The sequence below is a fragment of the Nocardia farcinica genome (genome assembly GCF_001182745.1).
In the GTDB taxonomy this organism is placed as follows: Bacteria; Actinomycetota; Actinomycetes; order Mycobacteriales; family Mycobacteriaceae; genus Nocardia; species Nocardia farcinica.
In genome coordinates this window covers 2,276,625-2,288,225 of sequence record NZ_LN868939.1, presented here as the reverse complement: position 1 = coordinate 2,288,225, position 11,601 = coordinate 2,276,625, and the positions used below count along the sequence as shown (strand labels likewise).

The following is an 11,601-nucleotide window of genomic DNA, read 5'->3' as shown; positions in this document are numbered from 1 at the left end:
ACCATCGCCAGGGGGCGCTCGCCTGTACCCTCTCCGGCATGCCGGTGAGCGCCCTCGTCCGCACCCGAAACCGCACCGTGGCCACCCGATTCGCCGTCGCGGCCGTGGCGGCGCTGTGCGCGGCCGCCCTCACCGGATGCGGTGATCGCGCCGACGACGCCAGTTCGATCGTGCGCACCACCACCAACATCGCCGGTGCGGGCGTGGTCGGCCTGGAACGCGACACCACGCACGCCTGCCCGCTGCCCAGCGCCCCCGACCAGGCGTCGGGTACCCGCTCGGTGACCCATGCGGCGGGCGTGTCGGAGGTGCCCGCCGACCCGCAGCGCATCGTCGTGCTCACCACCTCGGCCCTGGACGCCACCTGCGCGCTCGGCCTGTGGGAGCGCGTGGTCGGCGCGGTCGCGGTGGACGGGCCGCGTCCGCAGCCGCAGTATCTGGGCACCGGCGTGCTGGAGATTCCGGTGGTCGGCAGTGCCGCCGAGCCGGATCTCGCCGCCATCGCCGGGCTGCGACCGGATGTGATCATCGGCGAAACCCCCTCGGGCGCGGCTACTTTCGACGCGTTGCGGGCCATCGCCCCCACGGTGCTGGTCGGTTCCCCCACCGGCTGGCAGGCCGAATTCGCCGCCTTCGCGGCGGGACTGGGTCGCGAGCAGGCCGCGGCGGCGGCGTTGCGGAGCTACCGTGACGAAGCCCGCGAGACGGGCACCGCGATCGCGGCCACCGAGAGCCAGGCCTCGGTCGTCCGGTTCACCGCCGACACCATGCGGGTGCAGGGTGCCGACAGCTTCGCGGGCGGCGTACTCGCCGACGCGGGGGTGCAGCGCCCGGCCGCCCAGCGCGGCGCCTCCTTCGACGTGGCCGCCGGCCGGTACCAGGAGCAGGTCGAAGGCGACCTGATCTATGTGATCCTGGCCGGTGAGCAGGGCAAGGAGTACGGCGAGTCGGTGATGCGCGGCCGGGAGTGGAAAGACCTGGGCGCGGTGTCCGACCATCGCGTCTTCGCCGTGGAGGACAGCGTCTGGCACGGCGGCGGCCTCACCGCGGCCCGCGCACTGCTCACCGACCTCCGCAACACCCTCAACGGATTCGTCACCGACTGAGCGGCCCGGCGGCAGCTTCGACCCGCTCCCAGCGATCTCCCAGCGGTCCCCCAGCCGGATGGCAGCGGCGCTTCCTACCGTCGGCACGGACACGGCTGAAGGAGGCAGGGATGGGCGGAGACGATCGACACGAGCACGACCGCGGGCTCGGCTACGACATGGCGGTGATGTCGCGGCGGCGGGCGTTGTTCTTCCTGGGCGCGGCGGGCACCGCGGCGGTGGCGGCGGGCTGCGCGTCCGCCGACGACATCACCGCGACGACGGGCGGCACGACGACGGGCGGCGCGACATCCACCTCGGCCGGCGCGGTCGCGGCGGCGCCGCAGGAGACCGCGGGCCCCTATCCGGGCGACGGGACCAACGGGCCGAACGTCCTCGTCCAGTCGGGCGTGCTCCGGTCCGACATCACGCGCAGTTTCGGCGGCGCGACCGGCGTGGCCGAGGGGGTGCCGATGACGCTGTCGCTGTCGCTGCGAGATCTCGCGAACGGCGGCGCGGCGGGCACCGGCATGGCCGTGTACGTGTGGCACTGCGATCGCGACGGCGAGTACTCGCTCTACGGCGCGAACGTCACCGGTGAGAACTATCTGCGCGGTGTCCAGGTGGCCGACGATTCCGGCACCGTCACGTTCACCTCGATCTTCCCGGCGTGCTATTCCGGCCGCTGGCCGCACATCCATTTCGAGGTCTACGACTCGCCTGCTTCGGCGCTCTCGGGCGAGAACGCCCGGCTGACCTCGCAGATCGCGCTGCCACAGCAGTCCTGCGAGCAGGTGTTCGCGCACGATTCCGGCTATGCCCGCAGCGTGACCAACCTGTCGCGGGTGTCGCTGGACTCCGACAACGTCTTCGGTGACGGCTGGGATGCCGAACTGGCCACCGTCACCGGCAGCCCGGCGGACCGGATGCTGGTCTCGCTGACGATCGGCGTCGCCGAGCGCGCGCAGAACACCCCGCGGAACCCGATGGCGCCCGGTGGCGCGCCGCCGCGCGGCCGCTGACCCGCCCCGCACCCCGCGTGTCCCGCGGGGTGCGGGGCGGTGCCTACGGACTCAGAAGTCCCAGTCCTCGTCCTCGGTGTTGACGGCCTTGCCGATGACGTAGCTGGAGCCGGAACCGGAGAAGAAGTCGTGGTTCTCGTCGGCGTTCGGCGAGAGCGCGGACAGGATCGCCGGGTTCACCCTGGTCTCGTCGGCCGGGAACAGGCCCTCGTACCCGAGGTTCATCAGCGCCTTGTTCGCGTTGTAGCGCAGGAAGGTCTTGACGTCCTCGGTGAGGCCGACCTCGTCGTAGAGGTCCTGGGTGTATTCGACCTCGTTCTCGTAGAGCTCGTAGAGCAGCTCGAAGGTGTAGTTCTTCAGCTCCTCGCGCTCGGCCTCGGACACCTGTTCCAGGCCGCGCTGGTACTTGTACCCGATGTAGTAGCCGTGCACCGCCTCGTCGCGGATGATCAGCCGGATCATGTCGGCGGTGTTGGTGAGTTTGGCCCGCGAGGACCAGTGCATCGGCAGGTAGAAGCCGGAGTAGAACAGGAAGCTCTCCAGCAGGGTGGAGGCCACCTTGCGCTTGAGCGGGTCGTCGCCCTGGTAATAGTCGAGGACGATCTCGGCCTTGCGCTGGAGATTCCGGTTCTCCTCCGACCAGCGGAACGCCTCGTCGATCTCCTTGGTGGAACACAGCGTGGAGAAGATCGAGCTGTAGCTCTTGGCGTGCACCGACTCCATGAACGCGATGTTGGTGAGCACCGCTTCCTCGTGCGGCGTCAGCGCGTCCGGGATGAGGCTCACCGCGCCGACGGTGCCCTGGATGGTGTCCAGCAGCGTCAGGCCGGTGAAGACCCGCATGGTCAGCTGCTGCTCGTGCGGGGTCAGCGTGTTCCACGAGGGGATGTCGTTGGACACCGGCACCTTCTCCGGCAGCCAGAAGTTGCCGGTCAGCCGATCCCAGACCTCGGCGTCCTTCTCGTCGGGCACCCGATTCCAGTTGATGGCCGACACCCGATCGATCAGTTTCATGCTGCCTCCACACCCTTTCCCGAACACACTGCGGTTCTCCGGACACCCCGCGGTCACCGAGTACCTACCCAGTCAGACACTACTCGTTGTGTCCGACAACTCCACGCAACACAAGGTGTTGTGTTGCCCGCAGTTGCGACACCGGCGGTCGATCCGCCGCGGACCGGCAACGCGCGGCCCCTATTGTGCGCCACCCGATCCCGCGGGCCGCACCGGGTCCGAGCCGACCCCGCGGATCGGTCGCCGATGGTTTGCTCGGCGGCTCGCCGACCTGCCCGAACCGCGATCCCGACGGGCCGCGGGCTGCTCAGAGCATGTGGAATCGCGCCTCGGGGCGCCCCGGGGTTGGGCCGTCCAGCAGCGGCTGCGGGATCCCGCGCAGCCGCTGATCGAAGAACGCGCCGACGTAGGCGCGGGTGAGCGCCACGGCACGCTGCCCGGACAGCGTGCCGCCGGGCGGCAATCCGAGTTCGCTCCCGTCCAGTTGCTCCGCGAGCACCGGGATGTCGGTGAAGGAGTAGTGGTCGGCCCCGGCGAAGGTCACCCAGCGCTTCCACATGCCCAGCGCGGGCCAGGTCAGCGTCCACGTCGGATCCGAACCGCCGGGCCGGTGCACCTCGTCGTCGGTGCCGAGCAACAGGAACGCGCGCCCGGCCTGATCGTCGGCGGGCGGCAGGCTGAAGAACGCCCCGTCCATGTTCACCCCGGCACGCACCCGGCCGTCGCGCGTCATGGCCGCGGCGGCGCTCGCCCCGCCGATCGAATGGCCCGCCATCCCGATGCGGGTGAAGTCGACCGACCGGGCCACCGACGGCGCGTCGGCGGCGGCGAGGCGGTCCAGCAGCACCGACACGTCCCGGGCGCGCGTCTCCACGAGGAGGGCGAAAGCGCCCTGGTCCTCCAGTGTTTCGCAGGCGCGGCAGGTCGACATCCGCCCGTCCGGGAATTCGACGCCCATCGCCTCGTTCGCGTGATCGACCGCGGCCACGACGTATCCGCGCGAGGCGAGCTCCTCGGCCAGCGAGGTCAGGGTGTAGCGCGGCATCCCGAAGCCCGGGGAGAGCACGACGAGCGGGAACGAACCCGGTTGCGGTGTGGCGCCGGTGACGCTGTGGGTTCCGGTGGCGCGCACCGCTTCCCCCGCGTCACTCGACCGGGCGCCGTCGCGGGTGACGAGCAGGCGCGCCTCGGCCGGCGTGGCATACGGCGCCACGGCGCCGACGCCCGGTAGTGCGGGATAGAACAGGCCGACCATCAGTTCGCGGGGCTCGCTCGGCACCCAGGGGTCCCGGCGGGAGTCGTCCACGACATGCCAGGTATCGCGGCCGACCGCGAAAACGCCGGTCGGCATGGGCAGTTCGGGCGCGGACACCGGGGCCACCGCGACCGGTGCGGCGGTCACCGGGGCGGCGGTGGCGGCTCCCAGCGGAAGGACCGCCACCGCCAGCGCGGCGGCGACGAGGCGACGCAGTTCGATCATCGTTCCGACACTAGGCGGGCACGTCCTGCCGCGGAATCGGCCTGCGGTCGGCTTCGCCGCCCACGGATTCTCAGGGTGCGCGTCATCCCCGAGAACGATGGGGAGGGCACCGCCACTCCGGGAAAGATCGCCCCGCCGGACGATGCGCGCGCGCCACCGCACCGGGCACGGTGACCGGTATGAACAGTGCGACACGGGTTTCGCGCCGCCGCCGCGTCGCGGCCGTGCTGGCGGCGGTCGCCGTCGCCGCCACGGCCTGCGCGACGGCCGAGGCGCCGGCCTCGAACGAGCCGGTGCGGCAATGGGGCTACCTCACCCTGCCGACGGGCGAACGCATGCGGTACTCGGTGGTGCTCCCCGAGGCGAGCGGGCAGTTCCCGGTACTGGTGGAATACGACGGCTACGGCGCGGGAACCGAGCCCTCGATCGGCATGCCCTGGGTGCGTGAGGGTTACGCCGTCGTCGGGCTGAATGTGCCCGGTACCGGCTGCTCCACCGGTGACAACCACATGTTCGGCGCGGAGATCGGGGCCGCGGGCGCCTTCGCCGTGGAATGGGCGGCACAGCAGCCCTGGTCCACCGGGCGGGTCGGCATGATCGGTTACTCCTACTCCGGCTACAACCAGCTCTGGACCGCCGCCGAGCGGCCGCGCGGGCTCACTGCCATCACCCCGAGCAAGAACGTCGGTGATCCCTATCGGGATGTCGCCTACCCGGGCGGCATCCGCAACTCGGGGTTCCCGACCGCGTGGTGGGGCGAGTTCCCGGAGATCTGGCGGTCGGCGGCCCAGCGGGCCGCCGAACTCGACGGCGACACCGACTGCGCGGCCACTGTGGCCGACAACATCGCCAAGGCGCAGCGCCCGGAGTTCGACTTCGGCCGCCGCATCACCGAAACCACCGAGCACGAGGGCTTCTACGTCGACAAGAGCGCCCGGTCGCGCACCGACCGCATCGACGTACCGGTGCTGGCCACCCAGTCCTGGCAGGACGAACAGGTCGGCACCCGGATGGGCTACGTCGAGGAGACGGTGCGCCCGGACCTGCTGTGGACGGTGAGTTCCAACGGCGACCACCACACCGACCTGACCTCCGCCGACATCCGGGAACTCATGCGCCGCTTCCTGGCCCGCTACGTCAAGGACGAGGACAACGGGTTCGAGCGCGAGCCCCGCGTGCGTGTGCTCCAGGAGATGCAGGTCGCCGGCTCGGGCGAGGAACAGACGACCACGCCGACCGCGGTCGCCGAATTCGGCCTGCCGGTGCCGGTCACACCGCTGCGCCTGTGGTTCGGTCCGGACGACACGCTCACGCAGGCACCCCCGGCCCCGGACACGCCCGGTGCCGAATACCGGTATCCCGTCTCGGGCAGCGTGGTGAACGATCCGCCGGCCGAGGGCTGGTCGCCGGACACCGCCCCGGACGGCAGGCGCGCCTTCACCACGGCCGCGCTGCCGCAGGCGCTGAGCTTCCTCGGCGCGGGCTCGGTCGACCTGTGGCTGAGTTCGACCGCGCCCGACACCGACGTGCAGGTGACCCTGTCGGAGGTGCGGCCCGACGGCAAGGAGATGTTCGTCCAACGCGGTTGGCTGCGCGCCTCCGAACGACGACTGGACCCCGCACTGTCCACCGAACTGCGCCCCTGGGGCGACTTCGGCCCCGGCGCCGCCGAGCCACTCACCCCGGGCGAACCGGCCCTGCTCCGCGTCGAACTTCCCAAGTTCGCGCACACCTTCCGGCCCGGCTCCAGCATCCGGATCACCATCGACGCCCCCGCACAGACCGGTTTCTGGGAGTTCGACCGGATCACCACCGAGGCGGTGAACACCGTCCTGCTCGATGCCGCCCACCCGTCCAGCGTCGTCCTCGGCTACACGCCGTACCCGCACGCACCGGCGCTCCCGTCGTGCGCGACGACGCTGCGCCAACCCTGCCGCGACAACACCACCCCGATCCCACCCGGCGAGGGACCGCGTCCCCCGGCCTGACCCGCCACTCCGCACCGCGGAGTTGGCGAACGAGGCGATGGCGAACGAGGTGAGGGCGGCGGCGCTTTCGATGTTCCCCCGACCTCAGATCCCCAGTACCAGTTTGGCGGTGGTGAAGTAGATGACCAGGCCGGTCGCGTCGACCAGGGTGGTCACCATCGGGGCCGAGACGACGGCGGGGTCGATGCGGAGCTTCTTGGCCAGCAGCGGCATGGTGCCGCCGATGGTGGCCGCCCAGCCGCAGATCAGCACCAGCGTGATCGCGACGACCACGGCGATGCGCGGGCCGACGAACAGGGCCGCGATCGCCAGGCCTGCCGAGGCCAGCAGTGACCCCAGCACCAACCCGACCCGGCACTCCCGCCAGATCACCTTGAACAGATCAGACACCCGGACCTCGCCCACCGCCAGCGCGCGCACACAGGCCGTCGCCGCCTGCGCGCCCGCGTTGCCGCCCGCGCCGATCAGCAGCGGGATGAACAGCGCCAGGTGGGCGGCCTGTTCCAGGGTGGCCTGGAAGAAGTCGGTGACGCTCACCGTCAACGTCGCCGCGAACAGCAGCAGCATCAACCACAGCGCACGATAACGGGCCAGCTGGAACACCCCGGCGGCCATGTAATGACCCTCCCACGGCGCCGAACCCGCTTGCCGCGCAACGTCTTCACTGTCGGCGGCCTCGATCACCTCGACCGCGTCGTCGATGGTGAGCAGGCCGACCAGGCGGTTCTCGCTGTCCACCACCGGCAGGTTGATGTCGTTGGTCTCGCGCATCAACCGCGCCGCCTTCTCGGCGGAGTCGGTGGCGCGCGCGAACGCCGGTTCGGTGACGACGAGTTCGGACACCATCGTCTCCGGCCGGGCCAGCACGAGTTCCCGCAGCTCCACGATGCCGGTCAGCCGCCGGCCCGAGTCGACCACCGGCAGCGTGTACACGGTCTCGGCGTGCGCGCCCTTGGCCCGCACGGTCGCCAGCGCCTCGGCGACGGTGAGATCGCTGGGCAGCGCGACCACCTCGGGAGTCATGTACTGCCCGGCCGAACCTTCCGGGTACCCCAGCAAACTCGCCGTCATCCGCCGTTCCCGCGGGCTGAGCCCGGCCAGCACCTTCTTGGCGACCTTGGCCGGCGCCTCGCGCAGCATGCGGGCGCGGTCGTCGGGCGCCATCCCTTCCACCAGCTCGCGGAAACTCTGATCCCGCAAGCCCTGCAGGATCTGCTGCTGGTCGACCGGTTCGAGTTCCTCGAACACCGCCAGCGCCTGATCCTTGTCCAGCAGCCGGAACGCCACGCCTGCCTGGACGGCGTCCATGCGGGCGAGTTGGTCGGCGATCAGGTGCGGCGGATGGTTGTCCAGCCAGTCCAGTGCGGCATCGACGCGGTGGTCGGCGACGAATTCCGGCAGCGATTCGGCCGGAACCGGGCGTGCTTCGATGAGATCGATCTGCGACATGGGGAGTCCTCAGCTCGAGTGGTCGGCGCCCGAAGGCGGCAGCGGAGCGTGACCACGGCGGGCGCCCCGCGCGAGCACAGGGGCACCGCTCACCGTGGGTGAATGAGCGCGAGATTCACACCGCGTGGCGCCTGCCCCGGCGACGCAGAACGTCGAACGACGTCTAGGAATGCGAAGGGGCGGCGCCGCGCGGCCTTCGACTGGGAGGTTCACTGCGCATGCGACCCACCTCCTCGTCCTAGGCGGCGATCCTGCCGATCGCGCGCGCCGTTCGTCCCCGCGTTTCGTTCCGGGGAACCTTCACATTGCTCGAACACAGCGTGTGCTCGAATCCAATATGCCCGAACACGACGTGTTCGAACACAATTCTGACCGAACGCGAATGCGTCCTCCGGCAGGATACCTCTTTCGCCGGGAACTTTCACGGCGAGCCCCCACCGACCGCACAACGACCCCGGCGAGGTGATCCAGGCCACCCCAGCCGTTTTCGGACACCAGGTGCGCACCCGAGGGTCGAGGACGCGGGCCGCTGGTGGGACCGGCGGATTCGACCGGAGCCCAGCGGGCGGCTGGTGCGGTTGCTTGCTGCCCCGACCGAAGAAGGCGGCTCCGCGTGCGCGGGGGTACGACCTCGCCCAGCCCGAACGCGACCAAGTCGCGGGCTTATCCCCGTGCGGGAGCACCTGTCGCACAGCACCCATAGGTTGTTGTCGTCGGACTCATCCCCGCGTGCGCGGGGAGCACGGCGGGGGCGGGGGGGTGGCGGCGGCGGTACCGGGGGCTCATCCCCGCATGCGCGGGGAGCACCTCTTCCCCGACGACGGCGGCGCCCGTTCGCGGGCTCATCCCCGCATGCGCGGGGAGCACAAGTTGACCTGGGCCTGCGCCTTCTCGACGTCGGGCTCATCCCCGCATGCGCGGGGAGCACCGCATCGGCCACCTTCGCGGGCACGCTGGCGAGGGCTCATCCCCGCGTGCGCGGGGAGCACTACGTCACCGAGTGGCGGACGGTGACCGGGTGAGGCTCATCCCCGCATGCGCGGGGAGCACTCCTGGGTGTGGGCGTCCGTCTGGGGCGCGGTGGGCTCATCCCCGCATGCGCGGGGAGCATAACCGCTTCCCGGTCGCCCAGCCCGTGAACCCGGGCTCATCCCCGCATGCGCGGGGAGCATGTCCTCGAGGACGACGCCCGACCGGTCGAAGGGGGCTCATCCCCGCATGCGCGGGGAGCATACCGAGCGGCGTTCGGCTCGTCAGAAGCGGAAGGGCTCATCCCCGCATGCGCGGGGAGCATGCCTGGTGCCTCACGCGAAGCGGTGTCGAGCAGGGCTCATCCCCGCATGCGCGGGGAGCATGCCTACGCCGACGCCCGCGGAATCGACCTCGGCGGCTCATCCCCGCATGCGCGGGGAGCATCTGAAGAACTACGTCGAGTCCAAGGAGTCGGCGGGCTCATCCCCGCATGCGCGGGGAGCGCGTCGCCGCGGTGGTGGTGGTGGGTTTGGCGGGCTCATCCCCGCATGCGCGGGGAGCGCGTTGTCATGTTCGGCGGACTCCCTAGGCAGGCGGGCTCATCCCCGCATGCGCGGGGAGCGCCAGATCAGCGAGATCAACACCAGCCTGACCGCGGGCTCATCCCCGCATGCGCGGGGAGCGCTGACGTGGCAAACCATTTCGATACCCAATTCGGGGCTCATCCCCGCATGCGCGGGGAGCGCCGATTCAAACCCAGCAACACGGTGACCGCCTAGGGCTCATCCCCGCATGCGCGGGGAGCGCTATGAAGCCGCGCATGTGGCCGGGGTCCATGCGGGCTCATCCCCGCATGCGCGGGGAGCGCTGTGCCTCTGACCTGGGGTTGGTCGGGCTCGGAGGCTCATCCCCGCATGCGCGGGGAGCGCGAATCCGGTTACCAGCCGGATAGGGGGAGCGGGGGCTCATCCCCGCATGCGCGGGGAGCGCACTTCCTGACCTGCATGTTCTCAGCCCACCACCCCAGTTTTCATTCACTTTCACCCAACTCACGCGCCGCAATCCACCTCCTGATACATCACACCTCCGTCGTCCCGCGTGAGCCTCCGCACAGGTTCCCACAACCTACGCCTACAACACCGGAAGGGAGGCCCCGCGAGCTCCAACAGCCCCCACAACGAGCCCGTTGAAGCTCGTAGCCTCGTTTCCGCTCTCGCGACCCTGGACGTGTACCGCATGCACCCCCCGGGACGCACTCAGCACCTCGCCGCAGTCGACCGCTACGGCCAAGCGGGCGTTTTCCGCCACGGATCGGCCGGCACCACCCGCTCCCCCGCCCGCACCATCATCCGCTCGAGCACGGCCATGCGCTTGCGCTGCGCGAGCACCTCGTGCAGCGCCGCGTTCACCGTCTCCTCCGTCCGGCCCGCGGTGCCCAGCAGCGCGCCGACCATTGCCAGCGCTGCCTCGTCGACCTCGATCGTCACCCGCGCCATACCCACCTCCACTGGACCCCGTATGCGAAATGGTAAGCCGCCACCTCCCGGAGAACGGACATCTCGGGCGTGCCCGGGCTTGTCTGCGCTTGACCCTGGCGCAGGGTCACCCTCGCAGCGTGATCGGCATGAGCGACGAGTTCACCGTCCGGGTCGACGGCGCCACCATCCCCGTCGTCCGCGCCGGTCGCGGACGACCACTGGTCCTGTGCCCGGGCCTGTGTACCACGCGGGCCGGGCTGTCCGCGCTGATCGGCGTGCTGCGGCGCGACCACGAGGTCTACTCCTTCGACCTGCGCGGGCACGGCGTCTCCGGTGCCGCCGACCGGTACACCGTCGCCGGGTTCCTGGCCGATGTCACCGCCGTGCTCACGCGGGTGCGCGGCCGCTCGGCGGTGGCGCCGGTGCTCGTCGGGTACTCGCTCGGGGCCGACCTGGTGGTGCACTATGCGTCCGATCATCCCGGCGCCGCCGCCGAACTGGTGTTGCTGGACGGGGCGAATCCGGTCCCCGAGCCGTTCGTCACCGACGACGACCTGCCCGAGTTCCGTGCGATGTTCGAGGACGTGGCGGCCTGGACCGCGAGCGTCGCGGACACACCGCACCGGGTACTGCTCACCGCCGCGGACATCCTCGCCGTCAATCGGGAGGTCGACGCGATGCGCGCGGCGATCCTGCCCCGCTTCGCGCGGATCGAGTGCCCGGTCCGGATGGTCATGTCGACCGCGATGGCCGGTGACGACGGCGACGACCGCGCCCGACGGCGAATTCGGAACTGGCGGGCCGGGATCGAGCGCCTGGTCCGCGAACACCCGCACATCCGCACCCGGTGGCTGACGGCCGGTCACGACCTGGTGCACACCCGGGCCGAGATTCATCGCTGCCGCCGAGGGCCGGGAGACCGGTCCCATGCTGACCATCGGTGAGCTGGCCGCCCACGCCGGAGTCACGGTGCGCGCGGTGCGCCACTACCACGCCAAGGGTTTGCTGGCCGAACCCGAGCGGGACCACTCCGGGTATCGGCGGTACCCGGCCGCCGCGGTGGTGGAGCTGATCAGGATCCGAACCCTCGCCGGCCACCGATGAGTTCGCGCG

General features: G+C 70.8%; 8 protein-coding genes, 1 pseudogene and 1 CRISPR repeat array. Of the genes and pseudogenes, 5 read left to right on the top strand and 4 right to left on the bottom strand.

The features are described 5' to 3' along the window. Nucleotides 1–38: 38 nt before the first annotated feature. Nucleotides 39–1,106: an ABC transporter substrate-binding protein gene (locus AMO33_RS27285; RefSeq protein WP_060594778.1), complete on the top strand. Its 1,068-nt coding sequence runs from the start codon at nt 39–41 to the stop codon at nt 1,104–1,106. A 110-nt stretch (nt 1,107–1,216) separates the two neighbouring features. Further along, on the top strand, nt 1,217–2,107 hold the full coding sequence (locus AMO33_RS27280) for a peptidase associated/transthyretin-like domain-containing protein (protein WP_060594777.1): 891 nt from the start codon (nt 1,217–1,219) through the stop codon (nt 2,105–2,107). A gap of 51 nt (nt 2,108–2,158) precedes the next feature. Here AMO33_RS27280 and nrdF read toward each other — a convergent pair whose 3' ends face one another. Beyond that, the gene (gene nrdF, locus AMO33_RS27275) at nt 2,159–3,121 is read right to left on the bottom strand and encodes a class 1b ribonucleoside-diphosphate reductase subunit beta (RefSeq protein ID WP_060594776.1); all 963 of its coding nucleotides are present in this window, start codon (nt 3,119–3,121) and stop codon (nt 2,159–2,161) included. 307 nt (nt 3,122–3,428) lie between these two features. Further along, a complete protein-coding gene (locus AMO33_RS27270; protein ID WP_060594775.1) occupies nt 3,429–4,601 on the bottom strand; it encodes an alpha/beta hydrolase family protein in 1,173 nt (390 codons plus the stop codon). A gap of 179 nt (nt 4,602–4,780) precedes the next feature. On the opposite strand from AMO33_RS27270, the gene AMO33_RS27265 reads away from it, so the two are divergent. Beyond that, nucleotides 4,781–6,589, top strand: coding sequence for a CocE/NonD family hydrolase (locus AMO33_RS27265; RefSeq protein WP_060594774.1), 1,809 nt, complete (start codon nt 4,781–4,783; stop codon nt 6,587–6,589). Between the two features lie 84 nt (nt 6,590–6,673). Here AMO33_RS27265 and mgtE read toward each other — a convergent pair whose 3' ends face one another. Next, nucleotides 6,674–8,038: a magnesium transporter gene (gene mgtE / locus AMO33_RS27260; RefSeq protein WP_011210835.1), complete on the bottom strand. Its 1,365-nt coding sequence runs from the start codon at nt 8,036–8,038 to the stop codon at nt 6,674–6,676. A gap of 715 nt (nt 8,039–8,753) precedes the next feature. Continuing rightward, a CRISPR array of direct repeats spans nt 8,754–10,000; the repeat unit is 29 nt; unit sequence GGGCTCATCCCCGCATGCGCGGGGAGCAC. 290 nt (nt 10,001–10,290) lie between these two features. Continuing rightward, entirely contained in the window at nt 10,291–10,506 is a 216-nt protein-coding gene (locus AMO33_RS27255) for a hypothetical protein (protein WP_041560331.1), read from the bottom strand. Nucleotides 10,507–10,634: 128 nt separating this feature from the next. On the opposite strand from AMO33_RS27255, the gene AMO33_RS27250 reads away from it, so the two are divergent. Then, nucleotides 10,635–11,432, top strand: coding sequence for an alpha/beta fold hydrolase (locus AMO33_RS27250; RefSeq protein WP_060595182.1), 798 nt, complete (start codon nt 10,635–10,637; stop codon nt 11,430–11,432). Further along, nucleotides 11,416–11,580: pseudogene (locus tag AMO33_RS30725) on the top strand (MerR family transcriptional regulator); the annotation flags it as partial. The gene AMO33_RS27250 and the pseudogene AMO33_RS30725, both read left to right, overlap by 17 nt. Between the last annotated feature and the right edge of the window lie 21 nt (nt 11,581–11,601).